This window comes from Porphyrobacter sp. CACIAM 03H1 (genome assembly GCF_002215495.1).
Taxonomy (GTDB): domain Bacteria; phylum Pseudomonadota; class Alphaproteobacteria; order Sphingomonadales; family Sphingomonadaceae; genus Erythrobacter.
On the sequence record NZ_CP021378.1, the window covers coordinates 2,673,431 to 2,696,035 of the forward strand.

At 69.4% G+C, this 22,605-nt stretch carries 19 protein-coding genes; 9 read left to right on the forward strand and 10 right to left on the reverse strand.

All coding sequences use genetic code 11. From position 1 onward, the window contains the following. Positions 1-3: 3 nt before the first annotated feature. Complete coding sequence (locus CBR61_RS12815) at positions 4-1,113, forward strand: glycosyltransferase family 4 protein (protein ID WP_088914709.1); 1,110 nt, start codon at positions 4-6, stop codon at positions 1,111-1,113. Here the strand turns inward: CBR61_RS12815 and CBR61_RS12820 are convergent. Further along, positions 1,068-2,315 carry a glycosyltransferase family 2 protein gene (locus CBR61_RS12820; RefSeq protein WP_157696592.1) on the reverse strand — a complete coding sequence of 416 codons (1,248 nt, stop codon included), beginning with the start codon at positions 2,313-2,315 and terminating at the stop codon, positions 1,068-1,070. The two genes, CBR61_RS12815 and CBR61_RS12820, sit on opposite strands and share 46 nt — an antisense overlap. 169 nt (positions 2,316-2,484) lie before the next feature. Between CBR61_RS12820 and CBR61_RS12825 the strand changes: the two genes are divergently transcribed. From CBR61_RS12825 to CBR61_RS12850, 6 genes are all read left to right on the forward strand, one after another. Beyond that, positions 2,485-3,681 (forward strand): hypothetical protein, encoded by a 1,197-nt coding sequence (locus CBR61_RS12825; RefSeq protein WP_157696593.1) that lies wholly within the window; start codon positions 2,485-2,487, stop codon positions 3,679-3,681. Further along, positions 3,678-5,525, forward strand: a complete 1,848-nt coding sequence (locus CBR61_RS12830; RefSeq protein ID WP_088914712.1) for an ABC transporter ATP-binding protein — start codon at positions 3,678-3,680, stop codon at positions 5,523-5,525. Before CBR61_RS12825 ends, CBR61_RS12830 begins: the two co-directional genes overlap by 4 nt. 15 nt (positions 5,526-5,540) lie before the next feature. Beyond that, on the forward strand, positions 5,541-6,731 hold the full coding sequence (locus CBR61_RS12835; protein ID WP_088914713.1) for a glycosyltransferase family 61 protein: 1,191 nt from the start codon (positions 5,541-5,543) through the stop codon (positions 6,729-6,731). Next, positions 6,728-8,575: a glycosyltransferase family 2 protein gene (locus CBR61_RS12840; RefSeq protein ID WP_088914714.1), complete on the forward strand. Its 1,848-nt coding sequence runs from the start codon at positions 6,728-6,730 to the stop codon at positions 8,573-8,575. Before CBR61_RS12835 ends, CBR61_RS12840 begins: the two co-directional genes overlap by 4 nt. Before the next feature lie 138 nt (positions 8,576-8,713). Continuing rightward, a complete protein-coding gene (locus CBR61_RS12845) occupies positions 8,714-9,646 on the forward strand; it encodes a cell wall hydrolase (RefSeq protein WP_088914715.1) in 933 nt (310 codons plus the stop codon). Beyond that, positions 9,643-10,134 carry a Rap1a/Tai family immunity protein gene (locus CBR61_RS12850; RefSeq protein ID WP_088914716.1) on the forward strand — a complete coding sequence of 164 codons (492 nt, stop codon included), beginning with the start codon at positions 9,643-9,645 and terminating at the stop codon, positions 10,132-10,134. The genes CBR61_RS12845 and CBR61_RS12850 overlap by 4 nt, the downstream gene beginning before the upstream one ends. On the opposite strand, the gene CBR61_RS16895 is transcribed toward CBR61_RS12850, so the two are convergent. Next, complete coding sequence (locus CBR61_RS16895) at positions 10,063-10,269, reverse strand: hypothetical protein (RefSeq protein WP_157696594.1); 207 nt, start codon at positions 10,267-10,269, stop codon at positions 10,063-10,065. The genes CBR61_RS12850 and CBR61_RS16895 overlap by 72 nt on opposite strands. A gap of 206 nt (positions 10,270-10,475) precedes the next feature. Between CBR61_RS16895 and CBR61_RS12855 the strand changes: the two genes are divergently transcribed. Further along, the gene (locus CBR61_RS12855; RefSeq protein WP_233996733.1) at positions 10,476-11,150 is read left to right on the forward strand and encodes a sugar transferase; all 675 of its coding nucleotides are present in this window, start codon (positions 10,476-10,478) and stop codon (positions 11,148-11,150) included. Here CBR61_RS12855 and CBR61_RS12860 read toward each other — a convergent pair. From CBR61_RS12860 to CBR61_RS12895, 8 genes are read right to left on the reverse strand one after another with little or no spacing between them, the layout of a single operon-like run. Further along, complete coding sequence (locus tag CBR61_RS12860; RefSeq protein ID WP_088914717.1) at positions 11,147-12,958, reverse strand: hypothetical protein; 1,812 nt, start codon at positions 12,956-12,958, stop codon at positions 11,147-11,149. The genes CBR61_RS12855 and CBR61_RS12860 overlap by 4 nt on opposite strands. Continuing rightward, complete coding sequence (locus CBR61_RS12865; protein ID WP_088914718.1) at positions 12,955-15,093, reverse strand: DUF4175 family protein; 2,139 nt, start codon at positions 15,091-15,093, stop codon at positions 12,955-12,957. The genes CBR61_RS12860 and CBR61_RS12865 overlap by 4 nt, the downstream gene beginning before the upstream one ends. After that, positions 15,090-16,232 carry a BatA domain-containing protein gene (locus CBR61_RS12870; protein WP_088914719.1) on the reverse strand — a complete coding sequence of 381 codons (1,143 nt, stop codon included), beginning with the start codon at positions 16,230-16,232 and terminating at the stop codon, positions 15,090-15,092. Before CBR61_RS12870 ends, CBR61_RS12865 begins: the two co-directional genes overlap by 4 nt. Further along, entirely contained in the window at positions 16,229-17,125 is an 897-nt protein-coding gene (locus tag CBR61_RS12875) for a DUF58 domain-containing protein (protein ID WP_088914720.1), read from the reverse strand. The genes CBR61_RS12870 and CBR61_RS12875 overlap by 4 nt, the downstream gene beginning before the upstream one ends. Positions 17,126-17,128: 3 nt before the next feature. After that, positions 17,129-18,091, reverse strand: coding sequence for an AAA family ATPase (locus CBR61_RS12880; protein WP_233996961.1), 963 nt, complete (start codon positions 18,089-18,091; stop codon positions 17,129-17,131). 58 nt (positions 18,092-18,149) lie between these two features. Beyond that, complete coding sequence (locus CBR61_RS12885) at positions 18,150-18,887, reverse strand: DUF4159 domain-containing protein (protein WP_233996734.1); 738 nt, start codon at positions 18,885-18,887, stop codon at positions 18,150-18,152. Positions 18,888-18,913: 26 nt separating this feature from the next. Then, positions 18,914-20,236, reverse strand: a complete 1,323-nt coding sequence (locus tag CBR61_RS12890) for a TldD/PmbA family protein (protein WP_088914722.1) — start codon at positions 20,234-20,236, stop codon at positions 18,914-18,916. A gap of 22 nt (positions 20,237-20,258) precedes the next feature. Further along, complete coding sequence (locus tag CBR61_RS12895; protein ID WP_088914723.1) at positions 20,259-21,893, reverse strand: TldD/PmbA family protein; 1,635 nt, start codon at positions 21,891-21,893, stop codon at positions 20,259-20,261. Between the two features lie 357 nt (positions 21,894-22,250). On the opposite strand from CBR61_RS12895, the gene CBR61_RS12900 reads away from it, so the two are divergent. Then, positions 22,251-22,595, forward strand: a complete 345-nt coding sequence (locus CBR61_RS12900) for a hypothetical protein (protein ID WP_088914724.1) — start codon at positions 22,251-22,253, stop codon at positions 22,593-22,595. Positions 22,596-22,605 lie beyond the last annotated feature (10 nt).

Sequence of the window (22,605 nt, forward strand, 5' to 3'; positions counted from 1 at the left end):
CGCGTGACCGGCTTGCGAGTCCTGCTCTACACCAATGTCGACAGCGCCCAGGCCGGAGGGGTGCAGGCCGTGGTTCGCAGCCTTGCCTGCGGCCTCGCCCGGCGCGGCCACCGGGTGAGCAGCGGGTGGGCCGAGCGCGGCCGTCCGGACCGCAGGCGGAATGCCGGGTGGGCGGAACCCTTCCATGTGCGGCGGAACTCCGCGCGATGGCTCCACCTGCCGACCGCCGCACGCCTGATACTGCGCCTGCTGCGCGAGCGGCCGCAGATCGTGAACATCCATTTCGCCTCGCCCTCGGCACTCTACTTCGTCGCGCTAGCGCCCTGGCTTGGCTACCGGGTGGTGGTGACCTGCCACGGCAGCGACATCCTGCGCCCGCTACCCGAGGATGCTCCCTATCTTGCGCAGGTCATCGGCGGGGCGGATGCTGTGACCGCCGTGTCCGACGACATCGCCGCCCAGCTTGTCGACGAGGGGCTCGCCCCCCGCATCGCGCCCGTTGTGATCGCAAACGGGGTCGATACGCACTTCTGGCATCCCGGTCCGCCGCGCCAGGCGGAGGACGGCGATCGGCTGCTGGTGGCCGTCGGGCGGCTGGAGCGGGTCAAGGGCTTCGACGTGCTGATCGGGGCCTGTGCGGCGCTGGCACGGCGCGGCTGCCGGGCGCGGCTGGTGATCATCGGCGAAGGTTCGCAGCACGACGCACTCGCGCAACAGGTCGCAAGGCTCGGGGTAGAGGACATGGTGCATTTCGCCGGACGGCGTAGCCCGGAAGACATCCGGGCCTATCTTCACCAGGCGGACCTCTTCGTCTTGCCCTCGCGCAGCGAAGGCATGCCGCTGGCGCTGATGGAGGCGATGGCCACCGGCACGCCTGCGGTTGCCGCCGACGTCGGCGGCGTGGCTGACACCGCAGGCAATGGCGCCCGGCTGGTCCCGCCCGACGATCCCGAGGCTCTCGCCGAAGCGGTAGCCGATCTGCTTGGCGATCCCGGCGCACGTGCCGCTCTGGGAAAGAAGGCCCGCGCCCGCGCCGAAGCCTTCTCCGTCGCCGGCGCACACGATGCCTACGACGCGCTGATGCGCGATCTGGTCCGCCCCCGTCGGGCGTGATCCTCGAGCCGCCCGCCGGCCGCGCCGAGCACTGCCGCGGTCCCGAGCGCACGCTGGCCCCAGCCGAGGAGCCTTGCCGCATCGCCGAATCGCCCGCCACCGATCAACTCGCGCATCCGCCACGGCAGATGGCGCGCCATCGAACGGCGCAGCGCCAGCGGCAGGTCGAGCGCCGCAAGCCGCGCCGGATCATGGCTCGCATCGAGAATTTCGCCGATCCCGTAACGCGCGCCGAGAAGGTCGGTGGCCACAGCGAGCTCGCGCCGTCCCGGGGCTGCGTTGCCGAGCAGCGCGCAATAGCGCGCAAGGTGCCCTTCGGCCCGGTCGTGGAGCTTGCGCATGAACAGGATCACCGCACGCTGGAGAACCGCAAGCCGCTCCGCTTCAGCACCTGACGGCGGGGTCTCGAATGGCTGGAAGTCGGCATCGCTCCAGCTCTCGTCGATCTCGGCGAAGATCGTGCGCTCGGCATCGATCCAGCCCGCCACCGTATCCTTGGCGACCACCGTGCCGTGGCTGGTGGTGCGCGCTGCCACGTGCTTGCGCTGGTAGAGCAAGATACCCTCGGCCCGGGCTCCCGGCGCAGCCCGGGCGAGGCGCAGGATCATCTCGTAATCCTGCCCGCGCGGCAGATCGCTCCGGTAACGACCGGCCGCAAGTTGCACCTTGCGCCTCACCATCCATGTCGGATTGGGAAGGAAGCAGCACTGCATCAGCTGCACCAGCAGCCGCTTTTCGCCCTCGGGCGGCAGTTCCTCGCAATCGGTGCTGCAATGTGCATCCTCGCCCCGTCCGGTAAATCGGGCGAACCGGCCATAGGAGAAACCTGCCTCCGGCATGGCCTCGAGGGCCGCGACATGCGCCGCCAGCGCACCGGGCGGCAAGAGGTCGTCATCGTCGAGCACCAGCAGGAAGTCGCCGCTGGCCGCCGCGATGCCGCGGTTCAGCGCGGCCGATTTGCCCGCCTTGTCCTGCCTCAACCCGATCAGCCGGTCACCGAAAGATCGCAGGATTGCGGGCGTTTCGTCGCTCGATCCGTCATCCACCACGATGATCTCCGCAGGCGGCAGCGACTGGCCGAGGGCAGACTCGATGCTCTCGCCGACAAGGTGCGCGCGGTTGTGGGTCGGCATCACGATGGACACCCGGGCACGGCGGGCGGCGCCCGCAGGGCGGGTCTCGGAAGTGGATGTTCGGGTCATGCGCTCCGCTTGCGCGCGCGGCGGGATCAGGTCCCTAACCTGCTTAGTGGTCTTGCGTTCGCCAAGCCTGTCTTTTCGCAACCGCAGCACGACCCCCGGCGCCGCGGCACGGGTGCGTCTGTGGTTCCTCGATGTCGCCCAAGTTCCATCCCCAATCAAGGGAGTGCCCATGACGACGACCAGCCATCCTCCCGCCAGCCGTTCCGGTCCTGGCCTGCAAAAGCCCAGAGTGCTGTTCTTGCTGAGGGAATATCCGCAGATCGGCCAGACCTACATCAAGAACGAGATCGAGGCGCTGGAGCAGGATTACGAGATCGGCATCGTCACGCGCGAAGCGCCCGGCATTCCCTATGACAATCACCGGCCGCACAGCTTTGCCGGCACGATCGAGGAACTCGTCGCAGCGGTGCAGGCGTTCAGGCCCGACCTGCTGCACACCCATCACCTCACCGAACTGCACCTGATCGGCGAAGTCTCGCGCATCACCGGGGTGCCTTTCACCGTGCGCACCCATTCCTGCGACACAATCGCTCTCCGAAGAAAGGGCTTCGCCGGACGCATCAGGCAGATGCTCCGCCGCGAGACGCCGCCGGAGCGTTCGCCGTGGCTGCGAGACGCTCTGCAAGCGATGGAAAGCGACCTGTGTCTCGGGGTGCTCGGCTTCCCCTGCGCGCGCCCGTGGCTGATCCACGCCGGGGCCAACGCGAGCAAACTGATCGACTGCTTCCCCGTAGTGCGCTTCGACCATTTCCACGACCGCAGCGCCAATGGCGACGCCGTCATGAACATTGGCTTGGTCACCGAGGAAAAGGCGATGCCCGATTTCCTGCGGCTTGCCCGGAAAGTCCCCGACCGCACCTTCAACCTCTATGCGATGGGCTATCGCACCGAGTGGCTGAAGGCGCGCGACGCGCAGCTCGGTGCAGGCGTCAACATGGTCGATCCCGTCCAGCCGGAGGACATGCCGGCAGAATACAAGAAGCACCGCTGGCTGGTCTACACCGGCGATTTCGCCAGGCCGACGGTCGGCTGGCCGATGGCGATCGCCGAGGCCCAGGCGGCGGGTGTCGGGATCTGCATGCCGAACCTGCGGCGCGACCTCATCCAGTATGTCGGCGAAGGTGCCGGCGTCCTCTACGATTCCATCGACGAACTGCCCGCCATCGTCTCAGCACCCGTGCCCGAGGAAATGCGCGAGCGCGGCTTTGAACAGGCAAGGAAATCCGACATCGAACGCCACAAGCACCTGCTCACGGACCTGTGGGATGACGCCCTGTGCGGCAAGCTCCCCGATTACCGCATGATCGCGGAGGCCGCCGCTGCGGCGGGCCGCATGCCTGCGGCGGGACTGGCGACCCCGGCATGACGAGCGCCGCCACGACGCTCCGCCGCGAGGACGACAGCTCGGGCAGGGTCCAGCCGCTCCTCGGCCTCCTGTCGCTCCTGTCCCGGCGCGACCGGCTCAATGCGCTCGTCCTGTTCGCCATGATGCTGATGGGGGCGCTGCTCGAGATCGCTGGGCTGGCCGCCGTGCCTGCCTTCGTGAGCGCCGTCGTCGACCGCGAGGCGATGGTCGGCCTGCCGCTGATCGGCGGCATCCTCGGCGACGTCACCCGGGACCTTTCGAGCAGCGAGCTGGTGCTGTGGGGCGCGAGCGTGCTGCTCGCGATCTTCGCGCTCAAGAACGGCTTCCTGGCGCTCAACTACTGGGCCCAGATTCGCTATGTCACCAACCGCCGCATCGCGATCGCCGGGCGGCTGATGCGCGCCTACATGAACGCGCCCTACACCTTCTTCCTCCAGCGCAACCGGTCCGAGCTGCTCCGCAACGTCGACGGCGAGGTGACCACGGTGTGCTACAGCGTGATCAGCACGATCCTCGAATTGTGCACGCGCATCGTGATCCTCGTGGCGGTGCTCGGCTTCCTGCTCTTCGTCGAACCCGTGATCACCCTCGCCTGGATCGCCTTCCTGGGCGTGATCGCGATCCTCGCGGTGCGCGGCGTGAGCGGCCGCCTGCGACGCTTCGGATTGATCCAGCAGCAGGAACGCAAGGTCTTCAACCAGAACCTGATGCAGGCCTTCGGCGGCATCAAGGAAATCCGCACTCTTGGCCGCGAGGCGTTCTTCACCGGCAAGGTCATGGCCGCCGTGGGCCGCATCTCGCGGGTAAATGGCTTCAAGATGTTCATCACCCGGATCATCCCGCCCGCCTCGGAGATGGTGGCGATGACGGGCCTGCTCGCGCTCGCCTGCGGGCTGGTGCTACAAGGCCGCTCAACCGAGAGCATCCTTGTCACCCTGTCACTGTTCGTCGTCGGCCTGGTGCGCCTGCGCGAAGCCTCGAGCGCAGCGATGAACCAGTTCGCGGACCTGCGCTACAGCCTCGTTTCGATCGAGCCGATCGTGCGCGATCTCGCTCTTCTGGGCGACGCGCCTGCACTTGGCGGACCGGCCGCGGAACCATCGGTTGCACAGGACCGCCCGCTCGGCGTGATCGGCATCGAAGGTGTCTGGCACCGCTACGACGGCGCACCCGACCATGCCCTGAAGGGCATCGACATCGCCATCCCCGTGGGCACCGCCGTGGGCCTGGTCGGCAGCACCGGAGCGGGCAAATCGACCGTGGTCGACGTGCTGCTCGGCCTTCTTGCACCGGAGCGCGGGGGGCTGGTGATCGACGGTCACCGGCTCGACGAGCAGGAACTGCGGCGCTGGCGCACGCAGGTCGGCTATGTCCCGCAGTCGATCTACCTCCTCGACGACACCATCAGGCGCAACATCGCGCTGGGGATCGAGGACCGCGACGTGGACGAGGCGGCGCTTGCGACCGCGATCCGTCTCGCCCAGCTCGGCCGGTTCATCGACCGGCAGCCCGAGGGGCTGGACACGGTGGTCGGCGAAAGCGGCGTGCGCATCTCGGGCGGCGAGCGGCAGCGCATCGGCATTGCTCGCGCGCTCTATCACGATCCCGCAATCCTGATCCTCGACGAGGCAACCTCCGCGCTCGACAACACCACCGAGCGCGCCGTGATCGAAGCGGTCGAGGGGATGCGCGGCCAGCGCACCGTGGTGATGATCGCCCACCGCCTTACGACCGTGCGAAGCTGCGACACGCTCTACTACCTCAAGGACGGCAGGGTCGAAGGCTTCGGCGATTTCGAAAGTCTCAGGCGCGGACACCGGGAATTCCGCGAGATGGCGGCCTGACACGGATATCCGGCAATGGCACTGGCCGACCTTCCCCACGCGCTGCTCTGGCATCTCAGGCGAATGCCGGAGCGTGCGGTCGAGCGCGGCGTGGCGCCCGCATGGTTGGGGTGGCGCTGGCGGGTGCGCGAGCCGCTCGAGACCTATCTCGAACGGCGCGGATCACCCGGCGACAGGCAGGTGCTGCGTCCCCCGCGCACCGCCTGTGCGCCCCTGCCGCGCAATATCGCCGCGCGCGCGGGGCTCTCGGATGACGGTGCCTTGTGGGGCTACGCGATGCGTGACGTTCCCGAGCGCACTATCGCCGCCACCTACCTTGCGCACATCGAGCGCGCACGGCTGCTGTTCTTCCACACCGCAGGCAAGGGCGATTTCTTCCCCGCACTCATCAGCGACGAGGAGACCTCGCTCGAAAGCCGCGAAATCGCCCACCGCCCCGGCCACGCCGCCCAGGCAGCCGCCGCGGCGCGCGGCGAGATCGCAGTCCAGCATTTCGACAGCGCCACCTGGATCCTCGAGCGCGCCTATCACAACCACTCGCACTGGCTGACCGCGCACCTGCCCAAGCTGCTCATCCTGAAGGAGCGCGGGCTGCTCGGCGAGGTCCTGATGCCCCGCACCATGACTGGCGTCATGGAGGCGTCCATAAGGATGCTGGGGATCGATCCTGCCACTTTCCGGCGCTTCGATCCCGAGCAGCCGGTAGCGGTCGACCAACTGACGCTGCTCGTCACCGACCGCTTCGATCCGTCCCATATGCAGGCCGTGCGCAGCGCCTTCGCGGATCCGGAGCGGCACGGCGCCTCCGCCTCGCGCCGGGTGTTCATAAGCCGCGAGCGATCCCGCGGGCGGCGCATCACCAACGAGGCTTCGCTGTGGGCGGTGCTCGAGCCGCGCGGCTTCGAGAAGGTGTTCATGGAGGACCTCGCCTTTCCCGATCAGGTCGCGCTGATGCAGCAGACCCGGGTCCTCCTCGCCCCGCACGGCGCGGGCCTGACCAATATGCTGTTCTGCCCCGAGGGCGGCCATGTGGTCGAACTTGCCGATCCCGGCTTTCCCAACCCCAATTTCTACAACCTCGCCAGCGGGCTCGGGCTGCATTACTGGCTGCTCCATGCCGAGGCGGGCACGGCCGAACATCCGCTCGACCGCGATCTGACGGTTGATGTGGCGGGCGTGGAGGCGGTGCTGGACGCGATCGCGTGAGGACCTCGATCATCATCCCTTGCCTCAACGCCGAGGCCTATCTGGGCGTCGCGATCCGTTCCCTGCTGAACCAGACCCGGCCGCCCCACGAGATCATCGTCGCCGACAATGGTTCGCAAGATGGCAGCCGCAGGATTGCCCGGTCCTTCGGGGCGCCGGTCCGGCTCGTCGGGGTGCCCGAACGCGGGGCCAGCCGTGCGCGGCTGGCGGGGTTCGCCGAGGCAGAAGGCGAGGCGCTGATGTTCTGCGATGCCGACGATCTGCTCGCCCCGGAGACCCTCGCGGCGCTGGTGGGGGCGCTGGAGGCGGGCGAAGGCGATATCGCCTGCGCCCCGTGGTACCGCTTCGAGCAGGGGCAAGGCGGCGCGTGGCATTGGGCCCCGCCTTCCTGCGCCCCGCGCTGCGCGGGACAGGACGATCTCTCCGCCTGGCTCGGCGGCTGGTATCATCCGCCGTGCAGCGTGCTGTGGAGCCGAGCCGCCTATCAACGCAGCGGCGGCTGGGACCCGGACCTTGCCGTCAATCAGGACGGCGACGTGATGATGCGGGGACTTGCGCGCGGCAATGTGCTGGCACGCACGGCGAGTGGTGCCGCCTTCTACCGGCGACTACCGGGCGGCGGGTCCCTCTCCGGCACCGCCCGCAGCGAGAGAGGCGTCGCCGCGCGGCTCGAGGTCAATGCGCGGATCATCGACCTGCTCGAGGGGTCGGGGCGCCTGCCCCGTTATCGCAGCGCGCTCGCCGGATCGCTTGAACGGATCGCCTGCGACATCCCGTCGGATGCCGAGGCACTGCGGACGCGCTGTGCTGACCTCGCGCTGCGGCTGGGCAACGTGCCCGACGTGGCCCAAGCTCGCCCGCGCTGGCCTACCGGCAGCGGCCCGCCCGGCCCCGATCCGCACACGCGCCCTTCCATCGCCGCCAGCGCGAACCGCCCGGACCTGCGTGTCAGTGTCGTGATCCCGGCCTACAACCGCGCCGCCACCATCGCCCGGGCGGTCGCCAGCGCACTGGCGCAACACCCTCCGCCCCTCGAGGTCATCGTGGTCGATGACGGATCGACCGACGCCACCCGGGAGGTGGTCGAAGCGATCGCCGATCCGCGGCTTCGCCTTGTCTCGCAGCCCAATGCAGGGGTGAGCGCCGCGCGCAACCGCGGCATCGCCGAGGCGCGCGGCGGTCTCGTGGCTTTCCTCGATTCCGACGACGAGTGGCTGCCAGGCAAGCTCGCCGCGCAGGTCGCCCGCTTCCGCTCCGCGGGTCCACGGCTGGGCCTAGTCTATACAGGGTTTGAAAGCCTCGCGGCTGACGGCTCGCGAACGGTCCACCGGGCCCGCCACAAGGGCTGGATCTACCGCGACCTGCTGGCCCGCAATGTCGTCACCGGTTGCGGATCGACCGCGATGGCGAGCCGCGCCGCGCTCGAGCTCGTCGGCGGCTTCGACCCGGCGCTGGCGGCCAACGAGGACTATGATCTCGTCCTGCGCATTACCCGCTTCTTCGAAGCTGACTGCGTCCCCGGGCCCTTCGCGCGCTACCATGACGGCAGCGCGACGGAGGCACGCGTGTCGCGCCATGCCGGAGCCAACCGTGCCTCGCGCCGTGTCCTGTTCGCGCGCTATGGCGAGGACATGCGTCGGGCAGGCACGGCGCATCTGTTCTTCATCGCCAGTGCCGAGCGCGAGCTCTTCCTTGCAGGCGGCACCATCCCGGTGGCCATGCGCGCTGCGGCACGGGCGATCCTGAGCCGTCCCCAGCGTCCTTATGCTTGGCGCTGGGCCGCGACGCGCTTCCTCCCGCAGCTGTTCCGGCGCGCCGTCTCGCACGGCGCATCGCGTGCCTGAGCCGCCTCCCCGCGTTCCAAACCCACGTTAAGGCCGCTTTCGCCCAGCCGAGGCAGGAGCCCCGCGCACCTGCCAAACCGCGACGTTGCAGGCGCGCCAGCTCTGCAATCCCATCTGCAAGGAGCAGCAATCAGGCCCATGCCGTCCGCACTGCCAGAAATCCTCGGCACGCCCGCCGCACCGCTCCCGCGGGGTCGGACGCAGACCCGGCGTGCCGCGCGCGCGCTGGCGGTGCTGGCGATGATCGCAGTGCCTTTCGTGCTCGCCGAACAGGGCCGTTCGGGCGGCGTCGTTGCCGGGGTTGCCCTGCCCGCGCTCGGTGTTGCGGAGGGGGTCGAGATCCAGCCGCGGACCGAGCCGGACCATTCGCCTGCGACAGCCTTCGCATTCGAGGCGGCGAGCCCCTTCGTGGCCAGCTACGGTGATGCGGCCAGCGCGCTTCGGGCCGAAACCTGCCTCACCGAGGCGATCTACTACGAAGGTGCGCTCGAGCCGGAAAGCGGCCAGCGCGCCATCGCGCAGGTGGTGCTCAACCGGGTCCGCCATCCCGCCTATCCGGATAGCGTCTGCGGCGTGGTGTTCGAAGGCCAGCACCGCTCGACCGGGTGCCAATTCACCTTCACCTGCGACGGATCACGCGCGCGTCCGCCCGTCCCGAACCTGTGGGCCCGCGCGAACCGCGTCGCCAAGGCTGCCCTCGGAGGCGCGGTGGAACCGGACGTGGGCCTTTCGACCCATTACCACGCCGACTACGTGACGCCCTATTGGAGCGCCTCGCTCGATCCGGCGGGGCAGATCGGGCGCCACATGTTCTACCGCTGGCGCGGCACGAACGGGCAGGCGTCGTCCTTCACCATGCGTTATTCCGGCAAGGAACCGGAGATCGCCGCCTACACACCGCGCGCCGCCGCCGGTGACGAAATCCCGGCGGTGATGCCGGGGGCAACGCAAGCCGGGAGCATCGCGGAGATCACCGCGACGTTCGACCCCGCCCCGCCCGCGCCCGCGGCCACGCCCTTCAGGGCCCGGCCGCTGCGGCTTGCAAAAGACGCTGCGGACGGCGGCAAGTGAAGGCAAGGCCTGCGCGGGCGCTCGCCTGGTTCGCGGGCGCGATCCTCATACTGGCGTTCCCGCAGACTGGCGCAGCCCAGACCGCGGATGCCGATGACGTTGCCGGGTTCGAATCCGCAGGCGGGCTGCTGCGCAAGTGCCGGGAGAACTCCAGCTTCTCGCGCTCCTACTGCTTCGCCTATCTCGCAGCGGTGGCCGATAGCGCGCGCGCCTATCGTGTCTGGATCGGATCCGGCGACCCCTGCCTTCCCGCCGGCCTGACGCTCGGCAAGCTTGCCGACACTTTCGAGGCCTATCTTGTCGCGAACCCCTCGCTCACCGGGGCGCAGGCGGCATCGGTGATCGTCGCCAGTCTCCAGGAAGCCCATCCCTGCTCGGCAGCGACGCCGGCGCCGATGCCAGCGCCCGTCGCACCGTCACAGCAGCGCCCGGCCGACGAGGTAGATGGCGATCCACAGCAGGACAGGAATTCCCAGCCACAGCGCTAGCCGGACGGGCCGCGGGAACTTCTCCTGCTTGCGCACCCGCACCCTGCGGCGCACGCGGCGGCGAGTCACCTCCTTGTCGGGCGTCTCCTCGGCGGGAGGCGCATCGTCGGCAAGGCCGTGTTCACTAACCATCATCTTGTCCCACCTAACGGCGCGCCATCGCTGCGACGAGCCGTTGTTTAACCGCTACGACCTCCCCGGAACGAAGCGCTATGTTAACCTATTCTAGAGCCACCCGCGGCCCTCGGAAATAGAAACTTTACACGCGGGGCAGGGGCCTTCACGCACAATTTGTCTCATCGAGGATCGCAGATCCGGCAGACCTGAAAGGTAGCAGGACCGTGTATATCGAGCCCAAGGACAGTTTCCGGGTCGCGCCGCTGCATCAGGTGGAAGGCAGTTGGTCGCCGCAGGCTCTATCCCGGGGGCTCGACATCCTGATCGCATCGCTCGCCCTGCTGTTCTTCCTCCCGCTGTTCGTCGTCATCGCCATCGCGATCAAGTGCACGGATCCGGGGCCGGTCTTCTTCCGCCATCGCCGCGTGGGTTTGGGCGGCAAGACTTTCGGCTGCTGGAAGTTCCGCTCGATGGTGATCGATGCCGAGGCACGCCTCGAGCAGATTCTGTGCAGCGATCCCGAAGCTGCGCGCGAATGGGCCGAGCACCAGAAGCTCACCAACGATCCGCGCGTCACCGCGCTGGGCAATTTCCTGCGCCGCTCGAGCCTTGATGAACTGCCGCAGCTCTTCAATGTGCTGATGGGCGAGATGAGCATCGTCGGCCCGCGCCCGATCGTCGAGAACGAGGCTGCGCGTTACGGCCAGCACTTCGCGCTCTATTGCCTCGTCCGGCCGGGGATCACCGGCCTTTGGCAGATCTCGGGCCGCAGCGACATTCGCTACTTCGAGCGGGTGTTGCTCGATGTGCGCTACGTCAGCAGCCGCTCGATGATGCGCGACCTCAAGATCATCGTCCTCACAGTGCCGAGCGTCCTTGCCGCGCGCGGCTCTCGCTAGGTCGGATCCCGGCGCGCGAGCCAGAGGCGCTCGAGGAACCAAAGCGCCGCGCTGACCAGCAGACAGCCGAGCCACCACGGCCATCCCGGCCCTCGCCGCTCCGGCACCTCCCCATCATGCTGCCCGCTCTGGGCGGCCGCCCAGCGGCGCGTCGCCATGGCAGTTTCGCGGGCCGTGATGCCCGCCACCGCGCCCTTGGGAAGGACGGCGAAGGCGAAGCTCCCGCCATCCTTGCGCCCGTCCTCAGCGATGCCATGCACCCCTGCCTGCTGCGGCCAGAAGGCGGCGCAGCCGCGCGACCCGGCATCGGGATCGAGCACGAGCGCCACCGTCTTGCCGTCAGCCCCCGTCACCCTAGCCGGTCCGGCAAGGCCGCAGATCGCGATCCGCTCTCCCTCGTACACCAGCGGCGGCAAGTCGGGCCGGAACGCGCCCTCGGCCCGTGCGACCGCGCTCACCGTGTCGCTCCACCACTGGAAATAGCGTTCGGCCTGCCCGTTGAGGACGAGCGCGAAGCTGTTGGCCAGCGTCCAGATTGCGACCCTCCCCTGCCCGCGCGGCTGCCACCCGGCGAGCAGCGCACCGTCGGCATCGCGCACGGCGGGCACCAGCGCAGGCCCGCCGCGCAGCTGCCAGCTGCCGAGTTCGGGCGCGGGGTCCTCGAAGCTGTTGAGTTCGGCCGGAACATCCTCCGGCCCGGGTCCGCGCTGCACCGCGAGTGCCTCGGCATCGGCGGCAAGCGGCGGCAGCGACACCGCAGCGACTTCGCCGCCACCCTCGACAGCGAGCCCGAGACCGCGCCAGCTTTCGCGCGAGGCAGCGGTCGCAGGGGCGGTCATGCGGATGACGACGCCGAGCCCCCCCGCGACGGCACTTGCGAGCGTCGCGCGCGCGCCGCTTCCCATCGCGAGCAACGAACGGTCGTCGATGATCGCCACGTCGAGATCGCGCAAGGTCGCGGCATCAAGGCGCACTCCCGCATCGCCCAGATCGACCCCGCCCCCTGCTTCAAGGCGGCTCTGGAGGTCGATGCCGGAGTCCTCGGCCCAGCGGCGCAGATACTTGGCCTCGGGCGAAGGTGCGCCGACCAGAAGCACGCGCAGAGGTTCGGGCGCCTCCAGCGTGCGCAGCGGCACGGGCGTGTCCGAGACGATCTTCCGGTCGGCTCCGCGCAGCCGCAAGGTGAAGAACGCAAGGCCGGGTGCGCGTGCGGTGCTGCCGAGGGTGAAAGCCCCGTCAGGCGCGATGGCCCGGCTGTCGACGCGGCGTCCGGCAGGATCGAGCAGCTCGGCTGTCCCGCCGGCCAGCCCTGCCGCCTCTCCCGCCAGCGCGAACACCGAACCCGCCGGCGTATCGGCGGGGGGATCGAGCCGCACCAGCCCCCGCAGATCGGGCAAGGGAGAGAAGCTCACCGGCAGGCCCGCATCCGCCTCACGATCGCGCGCGACAAGACCGCGACCGACGATCCGCAGGCGTTGCACCTGGCGGTGGCGGCGCAGCGCGGTGGCGAGATCGGGCACCCGTTCGGCTCCGGCCAGCGCCGGTGCCTCGGGCAGGGCCACGAGCTTCTCGCCCGGCCCCGCCCGCGTTCCCGCCGGGGTCTCGGCGGTGGCGACCACAAGGGTCTCCCCGCCGACCGGCAGGTGTGGCGGAAACAGGGCGAGATAGAGCAGAGCGCCGCTGGCGAGGCTCAGCACCGCCAGCGCCGCCGCACGGGCATCGCGGCGGCGCCACAGCAGGCGAAGCGCCGCCACCAGCGCGCCGGCCGCGATCAGCACCGCGGCGAGGGTTTCGGGCGTCGCGGTCACCGCAGGGCCTCGAGATATCGGCGTCCGAGCGCCCCGCCATCGGGGCGGCGGCGGACTGCGGCGGGCGGGCGGGTGAGCACCGTCCATAGCTGCCCGCGCAGTTTATCGCGAAGGCTCCGAGAGGCCGGTGCGCCGCGCACCGCGTCGATTGCCGCCAGCACCGCCAGCGGGTCGCGGATCCGCCCGCTGTTGGCGCGCACCCAGCCTTCCAGCCCGTCGAGGTCGATCGCCCCGGGCTGCGACAGCGCCCGCCACGCGGTGGCCGGAACCGCATCCTCGATCGCGAAGGGGGTAAGGCTCGCGCCACCGCCGACGATCCCTTCGCGCTTTCCGGTCATCCGCCGCGCCTGGTCGATCGGCGGCTGCCGCGATCCGATCTTCGGCAGGTAGATGCGGGTCGCCTGCTGAACCTGCTTGATGTAGTCGAGCGCCCTGTTCTCGAAGGGCAGCGCCGCCTCCGGCCGGCCCGATCGCAGGTTGAGTTCGGCCTCCCACATCGCATCCAGCGCCGCCTTGAGCAGCGTGCGCGTGTCCGGATCGAGCAGCGTTGCCGCCTCGCTCTCGTCATGGACATGGCCATACTCGGCGGTGATGTTGCCGAGATCGCCGAACACCGGGCTTTCGGTCTCCGACCCATGATCGTGCCCGTCGCCCGGATGGTGGCCGTGATCGTGACCGTCGCCGTCGTAATGCTCGCCTTGGTCGGCCGCATCCTTGTCCGCAGTCGGCATCGGCGGCCTCGGCGTCTCCTCGGCCTCCATCCCGACGAATTGGCCGTAGCGCAGGCGGAGCAGCCGCTGGTCGACCCCGATGGTGTCGGAACGCACGAGGAATTCGTCGGCGGACAGGCTGCGGCGCTGCCGGATCAGCGCCTCGGTGTCGATGATCACCTGCCGCTGGCTGCGGAAATAGGCGGGCATGACCTGCTTGGCCATGAGGTCGAGCCCCTCGGCCTGGGGTGGCTCGGGGATAGGATAGCGCAGGATCACGCCCGGCCCGCGCACCATCTGTGGACCGGGGGCGCGGGTGTCGGCGACGGTCAACTGCGCCACCAGATCGCTCCCCGGCTGGAGCCCGAAATCGGCAAGCGGCAGGTCGATGACGAAGCGCCGGCGTTTCGGATCGCCGGTGCCGGTGACGGTCCGGCTGCGCTCGGTGAAGGTCACGTTCTCGCCTTCGCCGATGGCGGTGGTGAGGGTGAGGCGGGCGAGCCGGTCGACCGCGTAATCGTCGCTCGCCTCGAACACCACGCGCCAGTTGCGCTGCCCGGGCTTCATCATGACGAGACCCGAGGCGGGCTCAACCACCCGCACCTGCGGCGGTTCGTCGGCGACGGGTTCGAGCCGGTGCGCCGGCTGCGCGGCGCGCATGCCTTCGGCGGTGACCCGGTAGAGCGCTGGCACGTCGAGCCGCAGCGCGCCCGTCCACCCGTCCCCGCCCTGCGCCAGCGGGAGGCGCTGGCCGCCCACCAGCTGCAACGCGGCGGACGAGGGCTGCGGCGCGAAGGCAAACGTCCATTCGATCCGCGAACCGGCGGGCGCACGGACATCGAGGCCCGTCGCATACCGCGGCGCAAGGCCGGTATAGGCGGGCGGCACGATGCGGATACGCTGGCCGGTGAGGCGCGGCTCGCCCGGTGCTGCTGCGGTCACGGCGGTGACGGGCGCGAGCGGCGGCGGCGCCTCGGCGCGCGCCTGCCAGACGAGGATGCCTGCGACCGCCGCAAGTCCCAGCGCCCACACCACGGCAATGCGCCGCCGCGACCAGTCCTCGGCGAGGGCGGCGGGGTCGAGCGCGTCAATGCGGGCGGCGATGCGTTCCGCCTGAAGCCGCTGGAGCGGGCCGAGATCGGCCTCCACGAAGACCAGCGCGGCGCTGTCCTCTAACGCGGCGTCGCGGGCATCGAGGCGGCGCACCAGCCAGTCACGGTCGAAGCGGCGGGCGATGCGAACCGCCTGCCAGCCGAGCGCGAAACCGCCCGCCCCCAGCGCTGCCGCCGCTGCGAGCGGGCCCGCCATCGCCCAGCCCGCCGCGGCGAGCACCAGCACCGGCGGCCCCCACACCAGCAGGGTGTCGAGCACGGCGCGGCGGCGCGCGGGGGCGAGCCACTCCTGTGTCCGCAGCTCCCGGCTCATGCGGCTAACCTCCGCCGCCGGGTGGCGAGCACTCTTTCGGCGAGGAAGACGAGCGCGATCAGCACGGCGAGCCAGTCGGACAATTCGCGCGGGGGGAGTGGAAAGGGCGCTGCCCCCGTGGCGGGCGCGAAGTCTTCCGCGCGGATCCGCGCGGGTGGCGGCGCAGGGGGCGAGACCAGTTCGCGCAGGCGCGCCGGGAAGCCGGCGTCGACCAGTTCGGGCATGGCTGCGGGCTCGAGCGGGCGGGTGAAGCGTAGCAGCCGTCCTTCCCCGAGCATCCCGCCCTCCACCAGCGTCGCGCCGGTGACGCTGCGCCAGAGCGCTTCGGTCGCGGCGGGCATGGCGATTTCGGTGTTGCTGGCGAGCAGCGCGGTTCCGCCTGCGCTCACCCAGTCGCTCACCGAGGCCGGGACCGGACCGGGGACGAGCCAGACCAGCACGCTCCCGCGCGGGGGAAGCGCGCCATCTGTGCCGGAATCGAAGCGGGGCTTGTCGCTCCACGCTGCCGCGGCGGCGCGGAAATAGCGAACCGCGCCGGCCTGATCCTGTGCGTGGCGCACCGCCAGCGCCGGGCTTGCGGGCGCGGCGGGTTTCGCCTGCGTCTTTCCACCGTCGACGATGCGCCACGTGGCCTCGCGGGTCAGGCGCAAGGGCGCGGCGTCGACACCGGCAAGCACCGGCGGCACGAGGATCGTCAGCGGCGCGCCCTGCGGCAGTTCGGCATCGAACTGGCGGATCAGGCTGGAGACCCCGGCAGGAGGAGGCGGCGCGCCCTCGCCCACCACCGGAAAGCCCGGCGCGATCCAGCGCAGCTCCGCCTCGGGCCCCGCGGCCTGTTGCGCGGCGGCGGGGTCAACTCCGGGGGCAACCAGCACGCGCAGGGCATCGTCCTGCCACCCCAGCACCGCGGGCCGCGCCAGCAGCAAGGCGAGCAGGGCCACCAGCAGCAGGCGCAGGGCAAGCAGCAGCCATTCGTCGAAGCGCAGTTTGCTGCGGGGCCGCGGGCGCGGATCGAGCCACCGCAGCGCAGCGAAATCGAGCGGCACTTCCTCGGTGCGGCGGCGCAGGTGGACGAGCAGCGGCACGACCAGCGCCGCCAGTGCCGCGAGACCGAGCGGGGCGAGCAGCAGCGGCGTCACGCTGGGGGTGCCCCGCGCCCGAAGAAGACGTGCAGCGGGCGGTCGATCGCTTCGTCGAGGACGTAGGCGGTGTGGCGGATGCTTGCTGCATCGAGCCGCTCGGCCAGCGCGGCGCGTGCCTCGGCGAAACGCGCAAGGAAGCTGTCGCGCAGGGCCTTGCCGTCGCCGACCAGCGCCGCGCCGCTCTCCTGCTCGCGGAAGCGGTAGCCGCCGTCGAAAGGAAAATCGCGCTCCTCGACGGTCAGCAGCTGCACCGCCAGCACCTCGCGCCCCGCCTTGGCGAGGCGTTCGATCATGGCGATCCCGCCCTCGTCGAAGCAGTCGGAGAGGAACAGCACGAGGTCGTTGGGGCCGATGCGTTCCCACAGGGGTGCAAGGGTCGCGGGATCGGGGAAAGTGCCCGCGCTTTCGAGCCGCATGAGCTCGATCTGCATGCGTTCGAACTGCGCACGACCGCGGTGCGGATCAGCAACCACCAGCCCATGACCATGCAACGCGATCCATCCGAAGCGGTCACCCTGCATCAGGGCCAGCTGCGCGGTGCACAGCGCCAGCAGCCGCGCCGCATCCATCCGCGACCAGTCGGGCCGCGCGCGGTCGGCCTGGCCCATCGAGGCGCTGGCGTCGATCAGCAGCCACACCGCGATCGGGCTTTCCTCCTCGGCCTCGCGAACGAAGAACTTGTCCGATCGGGCGAACAGCTTCCAGTCGATCCGGCGCGGCTCGTCACCCGGCTCGTAGGCGCGGTACTGCGCGAATTCGAGGCCCGCACCCTTGTTGCGGCTGTGGTGCATGCCGAAGCCGCGGTCGCCCATGTCGCGCCGGGTGCGCAAGGCAAGCCGCTTCAACCGGCTGCGCACCTCGGGCGGAATCGTCAGCGGCGGGCGCGCCATCGGTCAGGCAGCGGGCGGCGGCAGGTGCGCCAGCAGCGCGGCGACCACGTCGTCGGCGCTCCGCCCCTCGGCCTCGGCGGCGAAGGAGAGCAGCAGGCGGTGGCGCAGCACCGGGGCGGCCAGCATCGCGATGTCCTCGCGCGTGGCGGCAAGGCGCCCGTGGAGCAGCGCGCGGGCCTTGGCACAGAGCACTAGCGCCTGCCCGGCACGCGGCCCGGCACCCCAGCGCACATAGCTCGCGACATCGGCAGGCGCGGCCGGATCGCCCGGGCGGGTCGCGCGCACCAGCGTCGTGATCCAGCCGAGCAGGTCCTCGCTCAGATAGACCTCGCGCACCATCGCCTGGAGCGCCAGCACCTCATCGCCCTGCATCACGCAAGGCACGGCATCCCCCGCGCTGCCGGTGGTGCGGGCGAGGATGTCGCGCTCCTCCGCGGCGGTCGGATAGCCGACCCGCACCAGCAGCAGGAAGCGGTCGAGCTGGGCTTCGGGCAGCGGATAGGTGCCGGCCTGTTCGAGCGGGTTCTGGGTCGCCAGCACGAAGAACGGCCGCGGCAGCTGGTAGGTCTGCCCGCCATAGCTGACGGTCTTTTCCTGCATCGCCTCGAGCAGCGCCGCCTGCGTTTTCGGCGGGGTGCGGTTCAATTCGTCCGCCAGCAGCAGGTTGGTGAACACCGGCCCCTTCTGGAAGCGGAAGCTCCGGTGGCCGGTGCCGTGATCCTCCTCGAGCAGCTCGGTGCCGAGGATGTCGCTCGGCATCAGGTCGGGGGTGAACTGCACCCGCCGGAAATCGAGCGCCAGCGCCTCGCCCAGCGTGCGCACCAGCAGCGTCTTGCCGAGCCCCGGCACGCCTTCGAGCAGGCAATGCCCGCCCGCCAGCAGCCCGATCAGCAGCTGCTCGACCACGTCCTCCTGCCCGACGATCGCGGTGGCGATCGCGCGCCTGAGGTCGCCGAGCCGCGCCATCTGCCGATCGACCTGCGCCGCGTTCACGGGTTCCTGCTGAGCCACTGTGTCAAACCCTTCAATTGCTGAGCGCATACATGATGATGTTCACCCCGAAACGGGTGTTGTCCTCGGCGAGAAAGCGCTTGTTGCGCCAGTCGTAGTCCCACTCGCAGCCGTAGTCCTTGTTGCTGTAGAGCACGCCCAGACGGCCGTTGATGGTGATCCCCTTGAGGTAGTCGTGAATGAGGTCGTCGCCCCAGCCGTTCAATTCGAATGAGGTCGCGGGCGGGCCGTCGAACTTGAAGAAGCTCGAATAGAGCGGGTGGGTGTTTGGCAGCTTCTTCATCGCCTCGGCCCCGAAGATCCCCGCCATCTGCGCCTCGAAGGACTTGGCGAACAGCCCGTCGATGTCGTGGTTGCAATCATCGACGAAGACGAAGCCGCCGTTCCTGACGTAGCGTTCGAAATTGCGGCGCTCGGCCTCGGAGAACTCGACCGCCTTGTGCCCGGAGAGATAGCAGAAGGGCGCCGAGAGCATCCGCGGATCTTCGAGCGCCACGACATGCTCCTCAGGATCGACGCGCAAGGTGGTGTAGTCGATCAGCGAGGTGATGAGGTTCGCCGGCATGCGCTGGTCGACGTTCCAATCGCCCGAATTGTACTTGAGCCGGGTGAACCAGAAGTCGTAGCCGCCCGCCGCCGCACCGCCGGGACGGCGCTGGGCGGAAGCAGGCAGCGCCCCCGCCGCCGCAGCGGTCAGCGCACCTGCCGCCAGGCGCAGAAAGCGGGCGCGGGTGATTGCCGTCCGGTTCACGCGCGCCCTGCCTTCATGCTGCGGCCTCAGACCGCGTCCGACAGCGAGGTGAAGGTGAAGTCCCGCACCTTGAGCGGCGGGACCATCAGGTTGCCGCCCTCGACGCGCACCGAGCGGCCCATTTCCTCGATGTTGTTGAGCATGATCACCGGGCTTTCGTTGAAGCGGAAGTTCTTGATCGGATACTTCAGCTGCCCGTTCTCGATGTAGAAGGTGCCGTCACGGGTGAGGCCGGTGAGCAGCACGGTCTGCGGGTCGACCATGCGGATGTACCAGGTGCGGGTCACGAGAATGCCGCGTTCGGTGCCGGCGATCAGGTCGGCGGTCGACTTGGTGCCGCCTTCCATGATCGTGTTGCCCCAGCCCGCGGTTTCGGGCTTGCCCTGCTTGGCGGCCCAGTAGCGCGAGTATTCGAGGTTCGCGAGCTTGCCCTGATCGATGATCTTGACGCGTTCGCGCGGCAGGCCGTCGCCGTCCCACGGCAGCACCGGCACGACCGGGTGCCAGGGATCGGTGTACATGTTGACCCGGGGGTCCATGATCTGCTCGCCGATCTTGTTCCCGCCGCCCTGCTTGCTGAGGAAGCTGCGCCCTTCGTCGGCCGAGCGGGCGCTGAAGAAGTTCAGCATGAAGCTGACGAGGCCCGAGACCGCCGCGGGCTCGAGGATGACGGTGTACTTGCCCGGCTCCAGAGCGCGCGCATCGACCGAGGCGGCCGCCTTGCGCATCGCGATCTGCACGTCGGCGGCGGCATCGAAGCTGGCGATGTCCTTGACGTTGCTCGCCACCCAGCCCGACCCGCGCCCGTCCTCGGTGCGCACCGTGCAGGTGTAGTCGGCGACGGTCGACTTCTGGTAGCCGAAATTGCCGTTGGAATTGGCGTGGGCGAAGAAGGTGTGCCCGTCCTCGAGGAAGCCCGCCGCGATCAGCCCGCGTTCGCGGCACGGCAGGATCGAGGCCTCGGCGATCTTCGCGCGCGCCTCGGCGGTGAGCGCCGCGGTCGCCTCGCTGAAGGTCTCGGTCGGCCGGTAGGTCTGCTTGGCGACCGGCGGCATGTATTCCGGGTTCTCCGGCGCGAGCTTCGCAAGGTCCTCGGCGCGGCGCACCACGCGTTCGAGCGAGGCGTCGTCGAACTGGTTGATCGAGGCCGTGCCCACGCGCTTGCCGAAGGCGACCTCGACGCCGAGCTGCACGTCGTCGACGATGCCCGAGGTGGAGATGTCGTTGCGGGCGAAGCGGACGTTGCCCTGGATGCCGCCGCCGAGCGTCGCGACGGTGTGGTCGGCGGTCGAGAAGCCGATCACCTTGTCGAGAATGGCCTTGGCTTCGCTTTCCGAAAGGATGCTCATGATCTGTGTCTCCTGCGCGCGCTTAGCCGAGCGACCGGGCGGTGTTGATGACGTTCACGCCGTCGAAGCGGGTGGTCGAGGAACCGTGGCTCACGGCCGAGACCTGGCTCGGCTGGCCCTTGCCGTCGAAGAAGGATCCGAACAGGCGGTAGTCGCTCTCGTCGCAGATCGCCGAGCAGGCGCCCCAGAATTCGGGGGTGCGCATCTGGTAGGCGACGTCCTCGATCATCGGCCCGAGCTTGCCGTTCTTGATCTCGTAGAACACGGTCCCGCCGAACTGGGCGTTGTAGCGCTGCTGGTCGATCGAGAAGGAGCCGCGGCCCGAGATGTAGATGCCGTTGTCGACCCCGGCGATCATGTCGGCGGGCGAAAGCTTGGTCTTGCCCGGCGCGAGGCTGACGTTCGCCATGCGCTGGAACTGCACGCTGGACCAGCTGTCGGCATAGCAGCAGCCGTCGCTTTCGGTCTTGCCGACGATGTGCGCCTGATCGCGGATGGTCTGGTAGTCGACCAGGGTGCCGTCCTTGACGAGGTCCCAGCGCTTGCACTTCACGCCTTCATCGTCGTAGCCGACCGCGCCGAGGCTGCCGGGCTGCGTCTTGTCGGCGAAGAGGTTCACGATCTCGCTGCCGTACTTGAAGGCGGCATCGCGCTTGTCGAGCGTGGCGAAGCTGGTGCCGGCGTAGTTCGCCTCGTAGCCGAGCACGCGGTCGAGCTCGAGCGGGTGGCCGACGCTCTCGTGGATGGTCAGGCCCAGATGGTTGGGATCGAGCACGAGGTCGTACTTGCCCGGCTTGACCGAGGGCGCCTTGAGCTTTTCCTGCGCGTTCTGCGCGGCGGCGATGGCGTCTTCCTTCATGTCGTAGGAATTGCCGTAGGTGGTGAGCCCGTTGGGCAGGATGAACTTGTCCTCCTGACGCCCGTCCATGTACTCCCAGCCCAGCCCCATCGGCGCCGAGAGGCCCTCGCGCGAGCGGAACTTGCCGGTGGTCTTGTCGACCGCGGTGACGGTGATCGGCGCCCAGATGCGGTGCACGTCCTGGTCGATGTAGGACCCGTCGGTCGAGGCGAAATACTTCTGCTCGTTGACGAGGAACAGCAGCGAGTTGACGAAGCTCGCGCCCGCAGAGAGCGCGGCGTCGTTGACATCCATCAGCAGCGCGACCTTGTCGGCGATCGGCACGTCCATCGCGTTCTTCTTGATCGGGGTGCGCCAGCTCACCTCGCCCACGCCCGGGGTGGGGGCGAGCTGCACCGCGCTGGTCTGGATGCGGGCATTGGCCTTGGCGATCGCGGTCGCCTGACGCGCGGCGGCGGCCACCGCGTCCTCGGTCATCACGTTGGTTGCGGCAAAGCCCCAAGCCCCGTCGGCGATCACGCGCACGCCGGTGCCGGTGCTCTCGGTGTTGACGATGTTCTCGACATTGCGCTCACGGGTGATGACGAACTGGCGCAGGTAGCGCCCGACGCGCACGTCGCAGTAGCTCGCGCCCGCCCCCGTCGCGGCGGAGAGCGCGGCATCGGCGAGGCGCTTCTTCACCGCGGCGTCGATCCCGTCCTTGAGCTGTTCGGCCGCGATCGCCTTGCCGAAGATGGAAGGCGTCAGCGCAACCCCCGTGAAGAAGGTGCTGAGCGCGAGAAAATCCCGTCTGTCCACGTGAAAACTCCCCTGACCGGCCGATCGTTTCCTCCGGGAAATCCGAAGCTTGCCCGGCGATGGCTGTGATGGGACATGATTGTGCCGAGCGATGTGCCCCCGGTCAAACCGTCAGGCGCACACGCCTGCGGCAGGTCCGGCAGAAAACAGCAGCGCGGCATCGCCCCGATTCCCGAGCACTAGCAACGCGCCATGCGCCGATGGGCGGCACACACGACGAAGCGCCGGACTTAATCGACGAACATACCACCGGCGCAGGTCGGGGGTCTGCGGCGGGACGGCTTGCCAGGCGCGCGCATGGCGATAGATGTAGCAGACACTACATAGCCATCTACACCCCTTGCGAAGGACCGCGCCATGACCCTGTTCCGCCTGTTCCTCCTCGCCTGCTTCTGCGCCATCAGCGGCTACACCGCCATCACCGTATCCCGCCACGGGTTCGATCTCCTGCCGGTATTCTTCGGCGACATGGCGCGCATGGCGTGGCCGGGGCAGTTCAATTTCGACTTCCTGTGCTTCCTGCTGCTCTCCGGCCTGTGGGTCGCATGGCGCCACCGCTTCCGGCCCGCAGGCCTCGCACTGGGGCTGGTCGCGGTGTTCGGGGGGATGCTGTTCCTCTCGGCCTATCTGCTCGTGGAGAGCTGGCGCACGCGCGGCGATGTCGCCGCCCTGCTGCTCGGGCCGGAGCGTGCGGCGGGCTGAGACGGGAAAC